Below are 20,452 nucleotides of genomic sequence, written 5' to 3' on the forward strand. Positions count from 1 at the left end.
CCGACCCGCTAGGCCGCGATCACGTCCTTGCGCGGACGCCCCCGTGGCCGCTTGCGCTCCACGATGCTGCCGCGCTCGATGATCTCGCCGCCCCAAACTCCCCACGGCTCACCGCGGTCCAACGCGGCGGCAAGGCATTGCCGCCGGATCGGACAGTCCCCGCAGAGCACCTTCGCGCGCTCCAGCTCCATGGGACTCTCGGCGAACCACAAGTCGGGATTCCCGTCGTGGCACGGCAACACCGGCAGTTTCTCCTCGCGGACTGTCGATGTCGACATGTCTCGCTCACCTGCTTCCTGGTCGAAAGGCTCTATCTCTACTTCGGATCCGGGCCAGGAATCGGGTGGAAACACAAAGGCCACGGATCCTTTGACTTCGGGTCCGTGGCCAGTGGCTGTGTCTGGGAGCTTTCCTAGATGAAGCTCCTGTCCACGGACGCGATCGTCGGGGCGGCGTTGACGCGACGCTTACGCTGCGCCGAAATAACGGCGGCCGCGTCGGCGGCGTAAGCAGCGAAAGCCTGATGCGTGGGGGTCGCCATGACGGCACGGAAGGACCACGCACGACGCGCAACTGCGGCTACGCCAAAATTCGTAGTGCTGCTGATCATCGTCGGTCCCTCCTTTCCTCACGCCGCCCTGTAGCCATCGATCGGCTCAGGATTCGTTTCAGAGGCTAAACCCTAACACCGTTTCGCTACAAGCGATTTTCTGACCTGCGGTTTTAGCCTCGTTGGACGTCCTGGCAGGACAACCGCCGAAGCCACCGGGGCTGACCCGCTCTGCAGCCGCAACGCCGGTCCTGAGAAACTAATTCCCATGGCACAGATAACCCTGCGTGGAAACCCGATCAACACCGTTGGAGACCTGCCCGCCGTCGGCGCCCAGGCCCCCGCCTTCACTTTGACCGGCACCGACCTCGGCGACCTGGCCAGCAGCCAGTTCGATGGAAAAGCCTTGGTGCTCAACATCTTTCCCTCGGTCGACACCCCGGTGTGCGCCACCAGCGTGCGGACGTTCAATGAGCGCGCAGCAGCCACCGGCGCGCCGGTGGTCAACATCTCCAAGGACCTGCCGTTCGCGCTGAAGCGATTCTGCGGGGCCGAGGGCATCGAGAACGCTGTGGCCGCGTCGGCGTTCCGCAGCAGCTTCGGCGAGGACTTCGGCATCACGATCACCGACGGGCCGATGGCGGGCCTGCTGGGCCGCGCGGTCGTGGTCGTCGGCGCCGACGGCAAGGTGGCCTACACCGAGCTGGTCCCCGAGATCGGGCAAGAACCCGACTACGACGCCGCCGTCGCCGCACTGGGCGGCTGATCCCCGACAACCATGACCTCGGGGGCCGATGCGTGGCCCCCGAGTTGATGCACTGAGCACCGCCTGACAGGCACCGACGTCGGCAAGCACCAGCCGGCGGCGGTGCCTGTCACATTTGTCTTCACTATGAGTCGCGTGACCCGCGCGGATTGCCCATCCATTCTTGAAGAATGACTCACACCGCACGAAATCACCTCACGCACAGCCTGATTCATCGCGCCTGCAGGCACCACCGCGACCACTCACCACCCTGGTCACTCGCCGTCTGATTGAGAAAAAACCCCGCTCGCGGTCCGTTCGCGCCCGCGTCGGGATTAAAGCGGCGTAGCCTCGCGCTTGTACCACGAGTGCGCGTCTAATAGACCAACGAAAAGGTGCTTGAAGATGAACAAACGGCAAATTATCCGGATGGGTGCAGCAGTAGTCGTATCCGGGGCAATTTCACTCGTCGGATTCCCCATCGCGACGGCCGCGGCCGAAGGCGACTCAGGAGCCGTCACCGGTGCGGGCTTCGGGCCGTCCGCCGGCGTCGGCGACGCATCGAGCTACACCGGCGGCTCGACGTCCAACAGCGTGTGTGGTGGGCCGATGCCGTACACGGACGGCATCACGAACCAGAACTGTGCGGCCGCCTCGGTCGGGGTCGGCGACGCGTCCAGCTATACCGGCGCCGCCACGACCAACAGCCCAGGCGGTACGGCCAGCCTCGGCGTCGGCGACGTGAGCAGCTATACCGGCGGCGGCGTCCCCGGCATCGCGGACAACGGGACCAACTCCACCACCAGGACGGTCAACTTCGGCCCCGGCCACTGAGCTACTGGCGGGCGCGCACCAGCTCGAGCACGTCGGGTCCGAACTGCTCGAGCTTGCGCGCCCCGATGCCGGGGATCGCCACCAGCGCCGCATCGTCGGCGGGCAGCGACTCGGCAATCGCGATCAGCGTGTTGTCGGTGAAGACAACGTAGGCAGGCACTTTCAGCTCCTTGGCGGTCCGCAGCCGCCAATCCTTGAGCTGGCCGAGAAGTTCGTCGTCGACGTCGACCGAGCAGGTTTCGCAGCGGCGCAACATGATTGACGGCGCCGTGCTCAGCACCGCGTTGCAGACCCGGCAGCGCGGTGTCGCGCCCTTCTGCCTGCGGGGCCGGCTCGGCGTCGGCTCGGCCTGGGTCTGCGGTGCGATGCCGTTGAGGAACCGGGACGGACGCCGGCCCTGCCTGCCGCCGGGCGTTCGGGCGAGTGCCCAGCTGAGCTCCAAATGCATTCGGGCGCGGGTGATTCCGACGTACAGCAGGCGGCGCTCCTCCTCCACCGCCTCACTGTCGGGGCCGTGCGCCAGCGCGTGCGAGATCGGCAGCGTGCCGTCGGCGAGGCCGACCAGGAACACCGCGTCCCATTCCAATCCCTTGGCGGCGTGCAGCGAGGCCAGCGTCACACCCTGCACCACCGGTGGGTGGCGGGCGTCGGCGCGCACCCTGAGCTCGGCGACCAGCGCAGGCAGGTCCAACTGCGGGCGGGCGGCGACCTCGTCATCGACCAGGTCGGCCAGCGCGGTCAACGCCTCCCAGCGCTCCCTGGCCTTGGTGCCGGCCGGCTGTTCGCCGGTCAGGCCGAGCGGTTCGAGGATCTGGCGCACGATCTCGGGTAGCGGGCCTTCGGTTTGGCGCTCAGCGGCCCGCTGCAGCGCCAGCAGCGACTGCCTGATCTCCTGACGGCTGAAGAACCCCTCACCGCCGCGCACCTGGAACGGGATGCCGGCCTCGGTGAGCGCCTCCTCGTACGCCTCGGATTGCGCGTTGATGCGATACAGCACCGCGATTTCGGCTGCGGGCGTTCCGGATTCGACCAGACGCTTGATCGATCGCGCGACGGACGCCGCTTCGGCGACCTCGTCGGGATGTTCGTGGAACGTCGGTGACGGGCCGGGTTCGCGCTGACCGATCAGGTGCAGCTTGCTGCCCGCCACCCGGCCGCGCGCCGCCGCGATCACCCGGTTGGCCAGTGACACCACCTGCGGGGTGGAGCGGTAGTCCCGCTCGAGGCGGACCACCGTCGCATCGGGGAACTGGCGGGAGAAATCGAGCAGGTAGCGCGGCGAGGCGCCGGTGAACGAGTAGATGGTCTGGTTGGCGTCGCCGACGACGGTCAGGTCGTCGCGGTTGCCCAGCCACGCGTCGAGCACCCGCTGCTGCAGCGGTGTCACGTCCTGATACTCGTCGACGACGAAGCAGCGGTAGCGGTCCCGGAACTCGGCGGCCACCGCCGCGTCGTTCTCGATCGCGCCGGCGGTGTGCAGCAGCAGGTCGTCGAAATCCAGCAGCGCGATGCCGTCGCGGTTGGCCTTGAGCTTCTCGTAGCCGGCGTAGACGGTCGCGACCTTCGCGGCGTCCAGCGGGATGTCGCGCTGGATCTTGGCCACCGCGGCGGCGTAGCCCTCCGGGCTGATCAATGATGCCTTGGCCCATTCGATTTCGCCGGCCAAGTCACGGACGTCATCGGTACTGACCTGCAGCCGGGCCCGGCTGGCGGCCTGCGCGACGACGGAGAACTTGGTGTCCAGCAGCTGCCAGCCCGTGTCACCGACCACCCGCGGCCAGAAGTACCGCAGCTGGCGCAGCGCGGCGGCGTGGAACGTCAGCGCCTGCACCGATCCGACCGGGGCGCCCATGTTCTGCGCGTCCATGGCGCGCAACCGGGAACGCATCTCCCCAGCGGCGCGCGAGGTGAACGTCACCGCCAAGACCTGACCGGCGGCGACGTGACCGTTGGCGACCAGGTGCGCGATCCGGTGGGTGATCGTGCGGGTCTTACCGGTGCCGGCACCGGCCAGCACACACAACGGCCCCCGGGCGGCCAGCACGGCCTCGCGCTGTTCGTCGTCGAGGCCGGTCAGATGGTCGACGGTCACCGGCATGCGCTCCATCTTGGCAGGGGGTGGGGACATTGCACGTTTGGCGCTGAAGATAGGTTCGAGCCCATGAGTGGCAACGATCCCCAGCTCACCATGTACTCCACCGTGTGGTGCGGCTACTGCAAGCGCCTGAAGACCGCGCTGAAATCGGCGGGCATCGCGTTCACCGAAGTCGACATCGAGCACGACCCGGATGCCGCCAAGTTCGTCATGTCAGTCAACAACGGCAACCAGACCGTCCCGACCGTGAAGTTCTCCGACGGTTCGGCGCTGACCAACCCGAGCCTGAAAGACGTACAGGCCAAGCTGGCGTCGTAGGCCCGCGCCGAGATCGACGAATTGCGGCGTTCTTCTCGCACTTTCGCTGCCAATCGTCGGTTTGGGCGCTAGGTGGCGTGCGCCCACGATTCGATGATCTCGCGGGCGATCGAGATCGAGCCGGGCAGCAGCAGTTTCGACGACGAATCGCTGCTCCAGTCGCCGTGCTCGAGCGCTTCGCGGACCTCGGCTCGGGTGAACCAGGCCGCCTCGGCGATCTCGCCGTCGTGGAAGACGAACTCCTGCTCGGGATCGCCGATGGCGTGGAACCCCACCATCAGTGACCGCGGGAACGGCCACGGCTGACTGCCCAGGTACTCGACGTCGCGCACCGAGAGGCCGATCTCCTCGTTGACCTCGCGCACCACGCAGCTCTCGAACGACTCCCCCGCCTCGACGAAGCCGGCGAGCAGCGAGAACAACCGCTGCGGCCACACGGTCTGGCGGGCCAGCACCGCCCGGTCATGACCGTCGTGAATCAACACGATGATCGCCGGGTCGATGCGGGGGAACTCCTCGTGGCCGGTGAGCGGATTCAGCCGCGACCATCCCGCTTTGACCGCTTTGGTCGGTGACCCGTCCACAGCGCTGTACCGGGCGTGCTCGTGCCAGTTCAGCAGGGCCAGCGCGGAGGCCAGCAATTGAGCGCTGACGTCGTCGATCTGCTGACCGCCACGGCGCAGATCCGACACCTCGCCCTCACCGTGCTCGGGGGCCTCCAAGGCGGCGCGCACCGCCCATACGTGCCGGCCATCCTCCAGGCGGCCCAGGAACACCGCATCGGGCGGCGGCGCATCGGCGTGCTTGGCCGCCGCCGTCAGCGACACCCGGCCGTCGGCGACCATCACCTGGTTGCGGTGGTCGACGCGCAGCAGCGCGGCATCGGCCCAGCCGGCGATGGCGGCGTCGACGTCGGTACGCAGATGATCGGCACGGTCGGCGCCAACCCGGGACAGCAGCGGAACGTTACGAAGTCGGAAAGCCACGCTGTCAGTCTTCTCCGGTGGCGCGAACGTAGAGCAGCCGGTCGGTGGTCTCCAGGGCATCGACGTCCGGATCGTCGACGCGCAGCAGCTTCCCGCCGCGCACCACGCCCAGCACGATGTCGGGCAGGTGGCGCGGAGAGCCGCCGACCTCCTTGTGCTCGACCTCGCGCTCGGCGATCGCGAAGCCGGCATCCGGGGTCAGCAGGTCCTCGATCATCTCGACGACGCTGGGCGTGGTGGTCGCGATGCCCAGCAACCGGCCTGCGGTCTCCGAGGACACCACCACCGAGTCCGCGCCGGACTGACGCAGCAGATGCTGATTCTCGGCTTCCCGCACCGCGGCGATGATCTTGGCTTTCGGGGCCAGCTCGCGTGCGGTCAGCGTGACCAGCACCGCGGTCGGATCGCTATTGGTGGCCACGATGATCGAATTGGCGTGCTGGGCGCCGGCCAGCCGCAGCACATCGGACTTGTTGGCGTCCCCGCGCACGGTGACCAGTCCGGCGGCGTTGGCCCGGTCGAGCGACGGTTGATCGGTGTCGACGACGACGATGTCGGCCGGCGCGACACCGTCGCCGATCATCGCGGCCACCGCCGTCCTGCCCTTCGTCCCGTAGCCGATGACGACGGTGTGGTTGCGCACGCTGTTCCTCCAACGCTGGATCTTGAGAGCCTGCCGCGACGCCGTGGTCAGGGTTTCGACGGTGGTACCGACCAAAACGATCAGGAATGCCACCCGAAGCGGGGTGATGACCAAGACGTTCACCAGACGCGCGGTCTCGGTGTACGGGGTGATGTCGCCGTAGCCGGTGGTCGAGAGCGAGACGGTGGCGTAGTACAGGCAGTCCAGGAAGGTCAGCGGCCCGTCGCGGACGTCCCGGTAGCCGTCCCGGTCGAGGTAGACGATGAAGACCGCCAGGAACAGCGCGGTCAGGGCGTAGATCAACCGGCGGGCGATGCGGCGGCCCGGACTGACGAACTTCTCCGGGATGTGCAGGTAATCGACGAGTGCACTGTCGGGCTTGGCTGCCAGGTTCTCGTCGATCGCCTCGAGCCTGCGCCGCAACCTACCCTTGGCCACGCGACTCCGTCGTCAAGCCCAACCCTCTCGTCGTGAGCGCCACCACTCCAGCATTATGTACCCATGCCGACGACGACTACCGAACTCGAACCTTCACGCAGCCCCAGCCAGCTGCCTGCCTACCGCGCCGCGCTGATGCTCATCGGCATCGGCGTCGGGCACTTCGTGGCGCCCAAGCCCTTCGATGAGATCGTGCCCGCGGAGCTCCCGGGCGACGCCCGGTTCTACACATACGCCTCCGGAGTGGCCGAGGTCGGCATCGGGACCATGCTGCTGGTGCCGCGGACCCGTCGCGCTGCCGCGCTGTTCGCGATCGCGTTGTACCTCGCGGTGTTCCCGGCCAACGTCAACATGTGCCGGTTGTGGAAGGACAAGCCGTTGCCGATGAAACTGGTGGCGCTGGCCCGGTTGCCGTTGCAGATTCCGATGATCACCCAGGCGTTGGCCATCAGGCGCAACGCTCCCCGCTACTAGCTTCGGCGAGCAAGGCCACCAATTCCTCTGGGCCGGAAAGCTTTTCCGGCGTCACGGTGACACCGGCACGCACATAGTGGAACGCCGCCCGGACGTGCGACTCCGGGCAGTTCTTGATCGCCGCCCACGCCAGGCGATAGACCGCGAGCTGCACGGCCGCGTGCTTCTTGGCGTCGTCGTCGGCCGGCGGTTCGCCGGTCTTCCAGTCGACGACGGTCATCCCGCCATCAGCATCGGCGAACACCGCGTCGATGCGTCCGCGCACCACCGTGTCGCCGATCGCCATCTCGAACGGCACCTCCACGTCGACCGGAGTGCGCGCCGCCCACCGCGATTTCGTGAATGCGTCCTGCAGAACGGTCAGCTCCGCGGTCTCAGTGGCGGCGCCGTCGACGGCTCCCGGCAGGTCGTCGAGGTCGAAGAGCCGCTCGGCGCCGTAGAAGCGCTGCACCCATTCGTGGAATGCGGTGCCCAGGATCGCGTGCGGATCGGGCCGCGACGGCAGCCTGCGGGTCAGCCGGCGCAGCGCCGCAGGATCGCGGTCGAGTTCGACCAGTGCGCTGACCGACAGCTGCCCGGGTAGCTGCACCGGCGGCGGCGCGGCGATCCGCGCCCGTTCGGCCAGCAGCGCGTCGACGTCGGCGGCCCAATTCTCCGGGTCCTCGCCGGAGTCCGGGATCGCGCCGGCCAGCGCCGACCGGACCAGCGCGGCGCCCTGCTCGATGTCGGCGCGGGTGCGGCCGAGCGGGTCGGCGGGCCAGACCGCTTCCCGGACGCTGTCGCGCAACGGGTTTCGTTCACCGTCAGCAGGCTCTGGGGCCCACTGTTCCACCACGCCGCACGGTTGCCCCGCCGCATCGGCGGCGTCGAGGATGTCCTTGATCTCGTGCAGGAAATCCGACGGCCCGCGCGGTGTGCTCTCCGTGGAACCCCAGTGGTGCCCGGACAGCAGCAGGGTGTCCTCGGCTCGCGTGATCGCGACGTAGAGCAGTCGGCGTTCCTCATCGAGGCGGCGCTGTTCGAGCTGCTTCTTGTGCGCCATGATGCTGTCGGCCAACGCTTTTCGATCGTTGACGTGTTCGGTGTCCAGCACCGGAACCCCATGCAGACCAGCGGCGGCCCGATCCCCGCGCAGCAGCGGCGGCAGGTCGGCCGGGTCGGAGAGCCAGGTCCGCTTGGAGGCGGTGGACGGAAACACCCGCGCGGACAGGTGCGGGACCGCCACCACCTGCCATTCGAGTCCCTTCGCGGCGTGCACGGTCAGCACCTGCACGCGCCCGGTGGCCACGTTGACCTCGGCGGGCGCCAGACCGTTCTCCACGACCGCGGCCGCATCGAGGTAGGCCAGCAGCCCGCTGATGCATGCCCCGGGCCGGGTCGCATAGTCGGCGACCACGTCGGCGAACCGGTCGAGGTGCTCGGCACCGGCCCAGCCCGCGGCGACGGGCCGGGTAGCCCGCACCTCAACATCGACCCCGAGGACGCGCCGAACCTCGCCGACGAGTTCGGTGACCGGGTGGCCCAATAGCGTTCGCAGTCGGGCCAATTCACCGGCGAGATCGGTGATACGACGGTGTCCCTCAAGCGAGTACGCCGTGGCCGGCCCCGGGTCGGCCAGCGCGTCGGCCAGGCTCGCGGTGTCGGCATCGGGCGCGGCGGAGGCAATGATCTCTTCAGCGGTGACGGCCGCCTGCCGAGCCCCGTCGATCGCCATGGCGCGCCGCCACAGCGCGGCGAGGTCGGCGGCGCCGAGTTGCCAGCGTGGACCCGTCAGCACCCGCATCGCCGCCGCGCCGGCGGCCGGATCGGCGACCAGTCGAACCATCGCCGCCACATCGGCGACCTCCGGGATCGACAGCAGACCGGCCAGACCGACGACTTCGACGGGCACGCCGCGGGCGCTGAGCGCCTCGGCGATCGGGCCGGCGTCGGCGTTGCGCCGCACCAGCACCGCGGCGGTCGGCGGCTCAGCGTTGTCTGCCGCCGCCTCGGCGTAGCGCGACGCGATGTGGTCGGCGACCCACTCCCGCTCGGAGGCGACGTCGGTGAGCAGCGCGCAACGCACCGTGCCGGCCTCGGCGCCGGGGCGGGCCCGCAGCGCCCGGACTGCGACCGAGCGACGGCGGGCTTCGGCGGAGATCTCGTTGGCGACGTGCAATGTGGTCGGCGGGTTGCGCCAGCTGGTGCGCAGTTCGAGTGTGGGCGCCGGGGACCCGTCGGCCTGCGGGAAGTCGGTGGTGAACCGCGGCAGGTTGGTCGCCGACGCGCCGCGCCAACCGTAGATCGACTGGATGGGATCGCCGACCGCGGTCAACGCCAGGCCTTCGTCGGCGCCGGCCCCGAACAGCGACGACAGCGCGATGCGCTGGGCGTGGCCGGTGTCCTGATATTCGTCGAGCAGCACAACGCGGTAGCGGGCGCGAAGCTGCTCCCCCACCTGCGGGCAGGTCGAGGCCAACCGCGCCGCGGCCGACATCTGTGCGCCGAAGTCCATCACCTTGTCGGCGCGCATCCGTGCGTGGAGCGCGTCGATCAGCGGTACCAGGGCGGTGCGCTCGGTCTGGGTGGCCAGCATGCCGAGCAGGAACTGGCTCGGGCCGCGATCACGTTGATACCGCCCGGCCGGCAGGTGATGCACCAGTCGGTCGAGTTCGAGGTGGGTGCCCAGCAGCTGGTCGGTATCGACCAGGTGCTCGGCCAGTTCGCCGGACAGCTTGAGCACCATCGCGGTGACACCGGCCGGGTCCTTGGTGGTGTCCAACGGCCCGGGGTAGCTGCTGACCACGTCGAAAGCCAGTTGCCACAACTCGGTTTCGGTGAGCAGCCGGGCGTCAGGTTCCACCGGAAGCAGCGGTCCATACTCGCGCAGCAACGCACCGGCGAAGGCGTGGTAGGTGCTCACCGTCGGCGCTCCCTGCGGCGCGGCGCCTCCGAGGTGACCCGCCAGGCGGGCCAGCCGGGACCGCACCCGGCGCAGCAGCTGCCCGGCCGCCTTGCGGGTGAACGTCAGGCCGAGCACCTGACCGGGATCGGCGAATCCATTGGCCACCAGCCACACCACCCGCGCGGCCATGGTCTCGGTCTTGCCCGCACCGGCGCCGGCGATGACGACGAGCGGTCCTGGCGGGGCAGCGATGACCGCGGCCTGCTCCTCGGTCGGCGTCGGAAGACCAAGGGCCTCAGCGAGTTCGACGGGGCTGTAGGTCATGACGACTCCGTTCCCGGTGCGCTGTGTGCAGGGCAGGACGGGCGCATCGGGCAGTGTGCGCAGCCGTCATTGACCCGGGCGATGAACTGCGGTCCCGCCGTCGCGGCCGCCGCCTGTTGCACGGTCTGGTGCCACTGCGCTGTGCTGTCCGCGGTGAGTGCGGACTGTTCGCGTTCGGTGGCGCCCGATGCGTTCGGTTTGGCGACGTAGACCAGCCGGCCGCCGCCGGGACGGTCCCCGTCGGCCAGTGCCCCTTCGGCGATGGCCAGCTGGTACAGCCCGAGTTGGGCGTGGCGCTGCGCGTCGTCCTTGGTGACGGGACTCTTCCCGGTCTTGACGTCGACGATCACCAGCCGGCCCTCCGCATCGCGCTCGAGCCGGTCGACCCGCCCGCGCACCCGCACCCCAGGCTGACCTTCGCCGGGCTCGGCGATCACACCGTCGACGGCGACCTCGGTACCGATCTCGGTCAGCTCGTGGCGGGTCGCCGAACGCCACGCCACGAACGCCTCGAGCATGGCGCGGTGCCGCTCGAATTCATTGTCGGCATACCAGGTCGAGTCGAACGGAATTGTGCTCCAGAGCTTTTCCAGCTCAGCCACCAACTGCTCCGCGCCGGTCGCCGACCCGGCGATCAGGGCGTGCACCACCGACCCCAAGGTCGAGCGCAGGTCGCGGCGTTCCGTGCCGCCGTGCCGTTCTGCCAGCCAGCGCAGCGGGCAGTCGGTGAGCGTCTGCACGGTCGAGGGGCTCAGGGTGACGGTGTGCTGATCATCGCTCCACAGCGGTTCGGCGGTGCTGACCGAGGTCATCCCGTACCACTGCGCCGGGTCGGCACCGGCCACACCGTCGGCGGCCAGCCGTGCCAATTGTTGTGCAGCGGTGGCGCGTTCACCGTCGCTGACCGTACCCGCGGGCGCGCACACCACCGCCCGCAGCCGGCCGACGACAGCCGACGGTGCCAGCACCGGCGGGGCGACGACCGGCTGGGCGGGCCGCACGTCATCGGCGCATGCGTACGCCTCGAGCTCGGCGACGAACGGCGAGGGCAGCGCCGCATCGTCACCGGCATCGCTGTCGACGGCGGTGATCAGCAGCCCCCGCCGGGCGCGGCCCATCGCGGCGATGAGCAGTCTGCGCTCCTCGGCCAGCAGGGGCGCCCGCGCCGACACGTCGTCTCCCAGTCCGTCGAGGACGTCCAGCAGCCGCTGGGTGCCCAGCACGCCACCGCGGGGTGTGGTGTTGGGCCACAGGCCGTCCTGCAGGCCGGCGATCACCACCAGGTCCCAGTCACGCTCGAGCGCCGCGTGCGGACTGAGCACCGCGACGGTCTCCGATGCCGGCTGTCCGTCGCCGCTTACCGGTGGAAGTTGCAGGCCCGCAACATGATCCACGAACCCCCGCAGCGACGCCCCGGTGGTGCGGGTGACGTAGTCGTCGGCGATGTCGAACAACGCGGTGACCGCGTGCAGGTTCCGGTCGGCCAGCGCACCTTCGGTTCCGCCGCGCTCGGCCGTCGACAGCCAGCGGCGCTGCAGCCCGCTGCGCTCCCACGCCTGCCACAGGGTGTAGCGCGGGTCGCGGTGCCCGCGATGTCCGCGGGCCGCCGCCGTGAGCACCGCACGCACCCGGTTCACCGGGCGCGCCAGTGTTACCGGCAGATCCACCGGACCGGTGGTGAGAGCCGCGACCAGCTGCTCGCCAAATTCGCCGGAACCGCCGCGGCGCAACACCCGGCGCAGCTGGCGCAGGGTCACCGGGTCCACCCGGCCGATCGGGCCGGTCAGCAGCGACACCGCCTGCTCGCCGGTCAGACCGTCGGCGGTCGCCGCCAGCACACCCAGCAGCGCTTGCGCCGCAGGCTGTTCGGCGACGGGTCCGGCCAGCTGAGCCGCATCGACCGGAACACCGGCACCGGCCAGCGCACGCGGCAGCGCCGCGGCCGCCGACGGCGACCGGACGATGACGGCCAGCTGCGACCACGGCAGACCGTCGACGAGATGCGCGCGGCGCAGCGTGTCGGCGATCAGCGCCGCCTCGGCGTGCGCCGAACCGGCGATACGCACACTGACCGATCCGTCGTCACCGGCATTGCCGTCGAGCACGCGCCACGCGCTGTTGCCCGGCAGCCCGGCAGCGATCCCGCTGATCGCACGGGCCACCGCGGGCGCGCACCGGTGTGAACGGCCCAGTTCGACCACCGGGGTCTCGGCTGCCGTCAGCACAGCCGGGTCGGCGCCGCGGAAGCCGAAGACCGCCTGATTCGGGTCCCCGGCAAGCAGAGTCAGTTCCGTGCCGGCCGCCAACACCCGGACCAGCCGCGCGGCCTGCGGGTCGAGGTGCTGGGCATCGTCGATGAGCAGCAACCGGATTCGAGACCGTTCAGCCGCAAGCAGTTCGGGATCGGATGCCAGCGCCTCCAGCGCGGCACCGACCAGCTCTGCCGCGCCGAGCGCAGGCACCGTGGCCTGTGGCGCAGCGGTGCCCACGGCCGCGCGCAGCAGCATCACCTGTTCGTACTGCTGGGCGAAGCGCCCCGCGGCCGCCCACTCGGGCCGCCCGGATAACCGGCCGATGCGTTGCAGGTGCTGCGGATCCACTCCCCGCTCGGCGCAGCGGGCCAACAGATCCCGAAGCTCGTTGGCGAACCCGCCGGTGGTCAGCGCGGGGCGGAGGACCTGCGGCCACCGCGACGCCGACGCGTCACCGTCCTCGAGGTCACCGGCCAGCAATTCGCGGATGATGCCATCCTGCTCCGCCCCGGTGACCAGCCGCGGCGGCGGGTCACCAGCGCGGGCGGCGGCCTGCCGCAGGACCGCGAAGGCGTAGCTGTGCACCGACCGGACCAGCGGCTCCCGCACCACCGCACGGCACGGCTCAGCCGAGCGAGCCGCGAGCAGCCGGGCGGTCAGCGCGCTGCGGGTGGCACCGGCCAAGCGGCCCGAACCCGTCAGCAGCAGAACAGATTCCGGGTCGGTCCCCGCGGCGATGTGTGCCGCGGCCGCCGCCACCAGCAGGCTGGTCTTGCCGGTGCCCGGGCCGCCGACGATCCGAACCGTGCCGCGCAATTCCGGGCGCAGCACATCGGCAGGTTCGGTCGCCCGGGCCAGCAGTGCGGAGGTCATGCGGGTATGTCACCACGCACCACCGACAAGTTCGCGAACTGGCAGCATGAGACCCGTGACCCACGATCTTCACGTCCACCGTTTCGGGCCGCCCGGACCCATCCGGATCCTGGCCATCCACGGTCTGACCGGCCACGGCCGTCGCTGGCGCGCGCTGTCGCAGAACCACCTGCCGGAGTTCGCCATGGCCGCACCCGATCTGATCGGGCACGGCCGGTCGTCGTGGTCGGCCCCGTGGACCATCGACGCCAATGTCGCGGCGCTGGCAAGCCTGCTGGAGGACGACGCCGACGGGCCGGTGCTGGTGGTGGGCCACTCCTTCGGCGGTGCGATCGCACTGAATCTCGCGGCGGCGTACCCGGACCTGGTGTCCGGGTTGGTGCTGCTGGATCCCGCGATCGGCCTGGACGGGCAGTGGATGCGCGAGATCGCCGACTCGATGCTGTCCTCCCCCGACTACCCCGACCGCGACGAGGCCCGCACCGAGAAGTTCAGCGGCTCATGGGCCGACGTGGACCCGGCCGAACTCGACGAGGATCTCGACGAGCACCTGATCGAACTGCCGAACGGCCGCGTCGGCTGGCGGATCTGTGTGCCCGCGATGATGTCGTATTGGAGTGAGCTCGCCCGCGATATCGTGCTGCCACGTACCGGGACTCCGACGACGCTGGTACGCGCGCAGTGGACGGATCCGCCGTACGTCAGTCCGGAATTGCTCGACGGCCTCGCAGGCCGGCTCGGCGACGATTTCACCCTGGCCGATTTCGATTGCCTCCACATGGTGCCGCACGCCAAACCGGAGGAGACCGCGAAGGTCATCCGGGATCTGCTGGAGCCGTAGCGATGGCCCCGATCACCGACGCGCAAGTCGAGCGGGTGCGTGAGCTGGTCGCGGCCATCCCTCCAGGCCGGGTCGCGACCTACGGTGACATCGCCTCGGCGGCACAGCTTTCCAGTCCGCGCATCGTCGGCTGGATCATGCGCACCGATTCCTCTGACCTGGCGTGGCATCGGGTGATCACCGCGTCCGGGCGTCCGGCCGCTCATCTGACGACCCGTCAACTCGAATTGCTGCGCGCCGAAGGTGTACTGGCCCACGACGGCCGGATCGACCTGGCGCAGACCCGACACCAGTTCTAGAGAACCAGCCGGATCAACGCGGCGGTACGGGCCAAACCGGGGAACGCGGCCGCCGTCGAGCGTGGATGCAGTGCATGCACGGCGAGCCGGAACATCAACGCGCGCAACAGCATCTGCGGCCACTCCGGCAACGCGTCCCACCGCTCGATCAGACCGTCGTCGGCCTCACCCCACGCCAGCGCGTCGACGACGACCACCCCGGCCGCCCACGATGCCGGCCGCCAATAGGGGGTGATGTCGGTGATGCCCGGTGCCGCCGTCCCCGCGAACAACACGGTGCCGTACAGATCGCCGTGCACCAGCTGGTTGGGACTCTTGGTGGGCTTACGCAAGCCGGCCAGCTGATTGATCAGTTCCACCGACCGCTCGCCGTCGGCCGATCCCGGAGCCACCAGCGCGCCGGGCGGCAGTGAATGCAGCGGACGTTCCTCCCACGCGGCCCGGTCGGCGGCGATGAACACGTCGACATCGCTCCACGGAGCGACCGGCGCCTGGGTCAGGAACCTCGGCCGTTCCAGTTTGGCGGTCGCCTCGTGCAACCGCACCCCCGCCGACACGACCTCGTCGTGGCGGGGCTCCGGGCTACCGGCGACGAATGTGTCTGCCCGCCAACCCGAGACCACGTAGCGTCCGTCGGTCGACCGCACCGGCCGCGCCAGCCGGACCCCGTCGACGAACAACGTCTCGCGCGCTTTCGCCGACCAGGCGGCCCTGGCGTGGTCGGCGATCACCGACAGCACCACCTCGCCGCACTTGAAGCCACCTTCCCAACCCGCCCCCAGCGGTTCGGGATCGTGGCTCTTGAGACCGAACGCGGCCAGTACATGCTCAGGCGGGCGCTCATCACTCACCCCGTCAGCCACCCCGACAGCCTAAATTGTCGCGACGCAAAGTAGCCGTCAGTAGAGCACCATGTCGGGATCGATTTGCTTCGCCCAGGCCACGATGCCGCCCTGCAGGTGCATCGCATCGGCGAAACCTGCCTTCTTCACCACCGCCAGCATCTCCGCGGAGCGAACCCCGGTCTTGCAGTACAGCACCGGTGTGCGGTCGTGTGGCAACCTCGACAGGCCCTCGCCGGACTCGATCGCCGACTTGGGGATGAGCTCGGCGCCGGCGATGTGATTGATCTCCCACTCGACCGGCTCGCGGACGTCGATCAACGCCACGTTCTTCCCGGAATCGAGCAGCTCACGCAGTTCGCGCGGGGTGACGGTGGAATCCTGCGCGGCATCGACCGCCGCGTCGGACACCACGCCGCAGAACGACTCGTAATCGATCAGCCCAGTGATCTTCGGGGTCTCCGGATCCTTGCGGATGGTGATCGTGCGGTACGTCATGGCCAGCGCGTCGTACATGATCAGCCGGCCCAGCAGCGTCTCGCCGATGCCGGTGATGAGCTTGATGGCCTCGGTGCCCATGATCGAGGCGATCGACGCGCACAGGATGCCCAGCACGCCGCCCTCCGCGCAGGACGGCACCAGGCCCGGTGGTGGCGGCTCGGGATAGAGGTCGCGGTAATTCAAGCCCAGCCCGTCCGGAGCGTCCTCCCAGAACACCGAGACCTGACCTTCGAAGCGGTAGATCGAACCCCATACGTACGGCTTGTGCGCGAGCACTGCGGCGTCGTTCACCAGATAGCGGGTGGCGAAGTTGTCGGTGCCGTCGAGGATCACGTCGTACTGCTCGAATAGCTGCACCGCGTTGTCGGGTTCCAGCCGCTGCTCGTGCAGGCGGACGGTCACCAGCGGGTTGACCTCGAGGATGGAGTCCCGCGCGCTGTGGGCCTTGGAGCGGCCGATATCGGACTGGCCGTGGATGATCTGGCGCTGCAGGTTGGACTCGTCGACCACGTCGAACTCGACGATGCCGATCGTGCCGACGCCGGCGGCCGCCAGATAGAGCAGCGTCGGCGAGCCGAGCCCGCCCGCCCCGATCACGAGCACCCTGGCGTTCTTCAAGCGCTTCTGACCGTCGACACCGAGATCCGGGATGATCAGGTGTCGGCTGTACCGCGCGACCTCGTCGCGAGTGAGCTCGGCGGCTGGCTCGACCAGCGGCGGCAACGAGGGCACCGGCACTCCTAGGATCGTCAGGCGATCGGATACGGCCAGGGGTTGAACCGGCAGGTCTTGCCGTCAGCCTTGACGTACTCCGGATCGAAGCGCGACGCGTCGTCGTCGGCGGTCGAGAAGGTCTGCTGCATCATCACCGGCGCCAGGCCACCGCTGTCGGCGCAGGGCTCGTGATGCTGGTAGCCGATCGCGTGGCCGACCTCATGGTTGATCAGGTATTGCCGGTAGGAGCCGATGTCGCCCTGGAACGGCACCGCACCGCGCACCCACCGCGCCTCGTTGATGAAGACACGCGGTTGCGCGTCCGGGCCGTAGGCCGGGTTGTAGCAGGACGACTCCAGCGGGATCTCATAGCCGCAGCCCTCACGCACCGTCATCGGCGACGTCAGCGACACCCGGAAGTCCGGCTTGACGTCCGGGGCGTCGACCCGCTGAAAGGCGAACTGCGGATTGTGAATCCAGCTCTTGGGGTTGCCCAGCGTCTCGGAGACCATCCGGGCGAATCCTTCGTCACCGCCGAACGACGCGGTGTCGACACCGTCTTCGACCTCGACGGTGTAGGTGAACGTCTTCGCGGTTCCGTCACCGACCTTCGGCGTCGTACCCGGCACGATGTGCCACGTCTTGGCGCCGGCCTCGGTGAACGCTCCGCCCTCCGGCAGGATCCCGGTCGGCAGGTTGGCGTCGAACTCGGTGAGCCCACGGGGTGGCGCACCGATGATCGCCGTCCCGCTCGACCCGATCGTCGGCGGGCCCTGCACCGGGCCGTGGGCGGTGTGTTGAGCCGCGGGAGCGGCGGTGCCGGTGATCGTTTGGTAGAGCACCACTCCGGTGACCACGACCAGAACGGGCAAGGCATACGCGCGCCAGCCGTAGGTCGATATGAACCGGCCCAGCCAGCTCTGCTTACGCCATTGACGATGCTGATCCCGGTTGGATCTGGCCCGGCCCGACTCCCCCGCCAACGGGTCGCGCAACGCGCGCAGCGGCTCCCGCCACTCGTCGCGCAGCACCGGCACCCGACCGCCGCCGCGGTGCCCCGGGTCGTAGGTCACCGCCCCAGGATGGCACAACAGCCGAACACGGGAGTTCCGGCGCGCCCGCGCCCGCCGGACGCAGCTACGGGCGAGTAACCCCAGCCGGGTAGTAATGTCGACGCGACGGGCCGGTAGCGCGGGGGCACGGCGACCGGCCACAGAACCAGATTGAGGACTCGATGAGCGAACTCGCCGACACGGCCGAGCGGAAGTCCGCTCGAACAGCCAGTGGCGACCGTCCCGCCGCGGCCGCGCCGCGGCGCGGAAGCCGCTTGCCGCGCGACGAGCGCCGTGGCCAGCTACTGATCGCGGCCAGCGAGGTCTTCGTCGACCGCGGCTATCACGCCGCCGGAATGGACGAGATCGCCGACCGCGCCGGTGTCAGCAAACCCGTTCTGTACCAACATTTTTCGAGCAAACTCGAGCTCTATCTGGCGGTCCTGAACCGGCACGTCGAGAACCTGGTGTCCGGGGTCCGGCAGGCCCTGCGGACCACCACCGACAACCGGCAGCGACTGCGCGCCGCGGTGCAGGCCTTCTTCGATTTCATCGAGCACGACGGCCAGGGCTACCGGCTGATCTTCGAGAACGACTACGTCACCGAGCCGCAGGTCGCCTCGCAGGTCAAGGTGGCCACCGAAGCCTGCACCGACGCGGTGTTCGACCTGATCAGCCGCGACTCCGGGCTGGATCCGCATCGCGCCCGGATGATCGCGGTGGGCCTGGTGGCGATCAGCGTCGACTGCGCCAGGTACTGGCTGGACGCCGACCGCCCGGTCTCCAAGGAGACCGCGGTCGACGGGACGGTGCAGTTCGCCTGGGGCGGACTGTCACACGTCCCGCTGACGCGCTCCTAGCGGCCCCAACGGCTACGCGCCGGCAGCACCGCCCGCGCCGATCCCGAATCCGACCCGCCGCACGTCGGCGACACCGATCTCGACATAGCTGATCTTGGCGGTCTGCACCAGGAAGCGGCGACCCTTGTCGTCGCTCAGGCTCAGCACATCCGGGCCGTCCTTGGCGAACGCCGAGGTCACCAGCTCTTCGACCTCAGCGGGCGTCTGGGAGCTGGCGAACACGAGCTCACGCGGACTGTCCGTGACACCGATCTTGACCTCCACGCTGGCCCCTTCTCTCTCGTCTGCGTCGTGTGCGCATCTACCCAACGAAGGCTAGTGGACGCTCCGAACCAAAGACGTTCCACGGTCGCGGCCAGCCGTTCGCGGTTAGCGAATAGTGCGTCAAGCTGCGATAACAGCATGGCAACGGACAGGCGCGCCGCGCCGTGGCCAGGTGCGCGCGTCCATAACCTTTTCTCGTGAGCGACACCTTGCGCCGGAAGCGGCTGGTCCAGTGGCCCCGCGTGGCGCTGACCGTCGGCGGCGTCCTGGTCGCCGCCACCGCGACGACGTTCGTGGTGCGGACCGGGGACGCCGCCAGCACCATCGCCGATTCCAGCACCACACCCACCCGCACCGTGGTGGCGATTCCCGGTCCCCGGACGTCGACCCCACCGCCGGCCCCGGTCACCGTCACCGTCCCCGGCCTGCCCATCGAGACACCGGTCATGGTCCCGCCGCCGAGCGCGGCGGCGGCCCCGATGGCGCAGGCGACGGTCGATCCCGCCGAGATCGTCTACACCGTGGCGGGCAATCAGCGCCCCGACGACCCGGTCACGATCACCTACGCCGACGAGGTGGGCGCCCTGCGCACCGTCGAGAACGTCTCCCTGCCCTGGCGGCTGACCGTCGTGCCGACCGTGCCCGTCAACTACGTGACCGCCAGCAGCAACGGAAGTCAGCTGAACTGCTGGATTACCGATGCGCGGGGGGCGACCGTAGCCGCCGCGACCGACAACACCATCTCGGCGACCTGCAACCGTTAGGTCAGGCCCAGTTCTAGGTCAGGCCCAGTTCGCCCATCCGCTCGGCGTGCGTGCGCTGCAGCCGGTCGAAAAAATCGGCGACCTGCCCGAGGCCACCCGGACCGGCCAGCACCAGATCGACGAGTTCGTCACGCTCGGCCAGCACGTACTGAGCCTGGGTGATCGCCTCGCCGAGCAGCCGGCGCGACCACAGCGCCAACCGGCTGCGCTGGCGTCCACTGCTGGTCACAGCCTTGCGAACCTCGGCGACCACGAACTGCGAATGCCCGGTCTCGGACAGCACCCCGCGCACCACCGAGGCCACCTCGTCGGGCAGCACGTCCGCGATCTCGAGGTAGAAGTCCGCCGCCAGCGCGTCACCGACATACGTCTTGACCAACGCCTCGAGCCAGGTGCTGGGCGTGGTCAGCCGGTGATAGTTCTCCAACGCCGACGCATACCGCGTCATCGCCGGCACGACGTCGACACCGCGCGCTTCCAGCGCCTCACGCAGCAGCTCGTAATGCGCCATCTCGGCAGCGGCCATGCTGGCCATGTTGATCCGGCCGCGCAGGTCCGGAGCCATCCGGGCTTCCTCGGTCAGCCGGTAGAACGCGGCGACCTCGCCGTAGGCCAGCAGCGCGAACAACTCGTTGACGCCGGGGTGGTCGGCGGTGATCCGCGCCGGTGACTCCGAGGCGGGCTGGGGGGCCGTCATGGCCGTCACTGTAGTCCCGGCCAGAGCGCCGATCAGTCCCGGAGAGCGCGACCAGCTATGATGGGGTCTGACGAACGCCGTGAGGCGTGGTCAACGAAATGTGCGTGCACGCAGTGGGCCCGCTCCCTCAGTGCAGGGCCCGGCGAATCGGGGCATCGAATCGATGGCACCGACTCCATTCCGAAGTCAGAACTCGTGCGCG

At 69.3% G+C, this 20,452-nt stretch carries 20 protein-coding genes; 8 read left to right on the forward strand and 12 right to left on the reverse strand.

The window, feature by feature from the left end; genetic code table 11:
* Window positions 1–8 precede the first annotated feature (8 nt).
* Window positions 9–278 (reverse strand): WhiB family transcriptional regulator, encoded by a 270-nt coding sequence (locus AB4879_RS17005; RefSeq protein WP_036340081.1) that lies wholly within the window; start codon window positions 276–278, stop codon window positions 9–11.
* Between the two features lie 134 nt (window positions 279–412).
* Window positions 413–541 (reverse strand): hypothetical protein, encoded by a 129-nt coding sequence (locus AB4879_RS17010; protein WP_370508528.1) that lies wholly within the window; start codon window positions 539–541, stop codon window positions 413–415.
* 277 nt (window positions 542–818) lie between these two features.
* Between AB4879_RS17010 and tpx the strand changes: the two genes are divergently transcribed.
* Both tpx and AB4879_RS17020 read left to right on the forward strand, forming a co-directional pair.
* Window positions 819–1,316, forward strand: a complete 498-nt coding sequence (gene tpx / locus AB4879_RS17015; RefSeq protein WP_370508529.1) for a thiol peroxidase — start codon at window positions 819–821, stop codon at window positions 1,314–1,316.
* Between the two features lie 384 nt (window positions 1,317–1,700).
* Complete coding sequence (locus tag AB4879_RS17020) at window positions 1,701–2,129, forward strand: hypothetical protein (RefSeq protein WP_370508530.1); 429 nt, start codon at window positions 1,701–1,703, stop codon at window positions 2,127–2,129.
* Between the two features lies 1 nt (window position 2,130).
* On the opposite strand, the gene AB4879_RS17025 is transcribed toward AB4879_RS17020, so the two are convergent.
* On the reverse strand, window positions 2,131–4,227 hold the full coding sequence (locus AB4879_RS17025; protein WP_370508531.1) for an ATP-dependent DNA helicase UvrD2: 2,097 nt from the start codon (window positions 4,225–4,227) through the stop codon (window positions 2,131–2,133).
* A gap of 63 nt (window positions 4,228–4,290) precedes the next feature.
* Here AB4879_RS17025 and AB4879_RS17030 point away from each other — a divergent pair, with 63 nt between their 5' ends.
* A complete protein-coding gene (locus tag AB4879_RS17030) occupies window positions 4,291–4,542 on the forward strand; it encodes a mycoredoxin (protein ID WP_036340096.1) in 252 nt (83 codons plus the stop codon).
* A 68-nt stretch (window positions 4,543–4,610) separates the two neighbouring features.
* Here AB4879_RS17030 and nudC read toward each other — a convergent pair whose 3' ends face one another.
* Both nudC and AB4879_RS17040 read right to left on the reverse strand, forming a co-directional pair.
* On the reverse strand, window positions 4,611–5,528 hold the full coding sequence (nudC, locus tag AB4879_RS17035) for an NAD(+) diphosphatase (RefSeq protein WP_370508532.1): 918 nt from the start codon (window positions 5,526–5,528) through the stop codon (window positions 4,611–4,613).
* 4 nt (window positions 5,529–5,532) lie between these two features.
* A complete protein-coding gene (locus AB4879_RS17040; RefSeq protein ID WP_102807413.1) occupies window positions 5,533–6,609 on the reverse strand; it encodes a TrkA family potassium uptake protein in 1,077 nt (358 codons plus the stop codon).
* A 63-nt stretch (window positions 6,610–6,672) separates the two neighbouring features.
* Here AB4879_RS17040 and AB4879_RS17045 point away from each other — a divergent pair, with 63 nt between their 5' ends.
* Entirely contained in the window at window positions 6,673–7,083 is a 411-nt protein-coding gene (locus AB4879_RS17045) for a hypothetical protein (RefSeq protein ID WP_102807412.1), read from the forward strand.
* Here AB4879_RS17045 and AB4879_RS17050 read toward each other — a convergent pair.
* Together AB4879_RS17050 and AB4879_RS17055 are read right to left on the reverse strand one after the other, a co-directional pair.
* Window positions 7,058–10,291 (reverse strand): ATP-dependent helicase, encoded by a 3,234-nt coding sequence (locus tag AB4879_RS17050; RefSeq protein WP_370508533.1) that lies wholly within the window; start codon window positions 10,289–10,291, stop codon window positions 7,058–7,060. The two genes, AB4879_RS17045 and AB4879_RS17050, sit on opposite strands and share 26 nt — an antisense overlap.
* Complete coding sequence (locus tag AB4879_RS17055; protein ID WP_370508534.1) at window positions 10,288–13,416, reverse strand: ATP-dependent helicase; 3,129 nt, start codon at window positions 13,414–13,416, stop codon at window positions 10,288–10,290. The genes AB4879_RS17050 and AB4879_RS17055 overlap by 4 nt, the downstream gene beginning before the upstream one ends.
* 55 nt (window positions 13,417–13,471) lie before the next feature.
* Between AB4879_RS17055 and AB4879_RS17060 the strand changes: the two genes are divergently transcribed.
* Window positions 13,472–14,257 (forward strand): alpha/beta fold hydrolase, encoded by a 786-nt coding sequence (locus AB4879_RS17060; protein ID WP_370508535.1) that lies wholly within the window; start codon window positions 13,472–13,474, stop codon window positions 14,255–14,257.
* A 2-nt stretch (window positions 14,258–14,259) separates the two neighbouring features.
* Window positions 14,260–14,556 carry an MGMT family protein gene (locus AB4879_RS17065; protein WP_370508536.1) on the forward strand — a complete coding sequence of 99 codons (297 nt, stop codon included), beginning with the start codon at window positions 14,260–14,262 and terminating at the stop codon, window positions 14,554–14,556.
* Here AB4879_RS17065 and AB4879_RS17070 read toward each other — a convergent pair.
* The 3 genes from AB4879_RS17070 to AB4879_RS17080 are packed head-to-tail and all read right to left on the reverse strand — an operon-like array spanning window position 14,553 to window position 17,686.
* Window positions 14,553–15,407 carry a TIGR02569 family protein gene (locus tag AB4879_RS17070; protein ID WP_102807407.1) on the reverse strand — a complete coding sequence of 285 codons (855 nt, stop codon included), beginning with the start codon at window positions 15,405–15,407 and terminating at the stop codon, window positions 14,553–14,555. The genes AB4879_RS17065 and AB4879_RS17070 overlap by 4 nt on opposite strands.
* Before the next feature lie 48 nt (window positions 15,408–15,455).
* A complete protein-coding gene (moeZ, locus tag AB4879_RS17075) occupies window positions 15,456–16,631 on the reverse strand; it encodes an adenylyltransferase/sulfurtransferase MoeZ (protein WP_370508537.1) in 1,176 nt (391 codons plus the stop codon).
* A gap of 17 nt (window positions 16,632–16,648) precedes the next feature.
* Entirely contained in the window at window positions 16,649–17,686 is a 1,038-nt protein-coding gene (locus AB4879_RS17080) for a DUF3152 domain-containing protein (protein ID WP_370508538.1), read from the reverse strand.
* 161 nt (window positions 17,687–17,847) lie between these two features.
* On the opposite strand from AB4879_RS17080, the gene AB4879_RS17085 reads away from it, so the two are divergent.
* A complete protein-coding gene (locus AB4879_RS17085; protein ID WP_370508539.1) occupies window positions 17,848–18,525 on the forward strand; it encodes a TetR/AcrR family transcriptional regulator in 678 nt (225 codons plus the stop codon).
* 12 nt (window positions 18,526–18,537) lie between these two features.
* Here AB4879_RS17085 and AB4879_RS17090 read toward each other — a convergent pair whose 3' ends face one another.
* Window positions 18,538–18,789 (reverse strand): DUF3107 domain-containing protein, encoded by a 252-nt coding sequence (locus tag AB4879_RS17090; protein WP_036340122.1) that lies wholly within the window; start codon window positions 18,787–18,789, stop codon window positions 18,538–18,540.
* A gap of 197 nt (window positions 18,790–18,986) precedes the next feature.
* Between AB4879_RS17090 and AB4879_RS17095 the strand changes: the two genes are divergently transcribed.
* Window positions 18,987–19,553 (forward strand): MmpS family transport accessory protein, encoded by a 567-nt coding sequence (locus tag AB4879_RS17095; protein WP_370508540.1) that lies wholly within the window; start codon window positions 18,987–18,989, stop codon window positions 19,551–19,553.
* Window positions 19,554–19,566: 13 nt separating this feature from the next.
* Here AB4879_RS17095 and AB4879_RS17100 read toward each other — a convergent pair whose 3' ends face one another.
* Entirely contained in the window at window positions 19,567–20,250 is a 684-nt protein-coding gene (locus AB4879_RS17100) for a ferritin-like fold-containing protein (RefSeq protein WP_102807403.1), read from the reverse strand.
* Window positions 20,251–20,452: the final 202 nt, after the last annotated feature.

Source organism: Mycobacterium sp. SA01 (assembly GCF_041287105.1).
In the GTDB taxonomy this organism is placed as follows: domain Bacteria; phylum Actinomycetota; class Actinomycetes; order Mycobacteriales; family Mycobacteriaceae; genus Mycobacterium.

Bases quoted from the DNA above. Each gene is read 5' to 3' on its own strand.
- AB4879_RS17050 (WP_370508533.1), bottom strand. From the start codon at position 10,291: ATGACCTACAGCCCCGTCGAACTCGCTGAGGCCCTTGGTCTTCCGACG.
- tpx (WP_370508529.1), top strand. From the start codon at position 819: ATGGCACAGATAACCCTGCGTGGAAACCCGATCAACACCGTTGGAGAC.
- AB4879_RS17085 (WP_370508539.1), top strand. From the start codon at position 17,848: ATGAGCGAACTCGCCGACACGGCCGAGCGGAAGTCCGCTCGAACAGCC.
- AB4879_RS17010 (WP_370508528.1), bottom strand. From the start codon at position 541: ATGGCGACCCCCACGCATCAGGCTTTCGCTGCTTACGCCGCCGACGCG.
- AB4879_RS17020 (WP_370508530.1), top strand. From the start codon at position 1,701: ATGAACAAACGGCAAATTATCCGGATGGGTGCAGCAGTAGTCGTATCC.
- AB4879_RS17065 (WP_370508536.1), top strand. From the start codon at position 14,260: ATGGCCCCGATCACCGACGCGCAAGTCGAGCGGGTGCGTGAGCTGGTC.
- AB4879_RS17055 (WP_370508534.1), bottom strand. From the start codon at position 13,416: ATGACCTCCGCACTGCTGGCCCGGGCGACCGAACCTGCCGATGTGCTG.
- AB4879_RS17030 (WP_036340096.1), top strand. From the start codon at position 4,291: ATGAGTGGCAACGATCCCCAGCTCACCATGTACTCCACCGTGTGGTGC.
- AB4879_RS17025 (WP_370508531.1), bottom strand. From the start codon at position 4,227: ATGCCGGTGACCGTCGACCATCTGACCGGCCTCGACGACGAACAGCGC.
- AB4879_RS17045 (WP_102807412.1), top strand. From the start codon at position 6,673: ATGCCGACGACGACTACCGAACTCGAACCTTCACGCAGCCCCAGCCAG.
- AB4879_RS17100 (WP_102807403.1), bottom strand. From the start codon at position 20,250: ATGACGGCCCCCCAGCCCGCCTCGGAGTCACCGGCGCGGATCACCGCC.
- AB4879_RS17005 (WP_036340081.1), bottom strand. From the start codon at position 278: ATGTCGACATCGACAGTCCGCGAGGAGAAACTGCCGGTGTTGCCGTGC.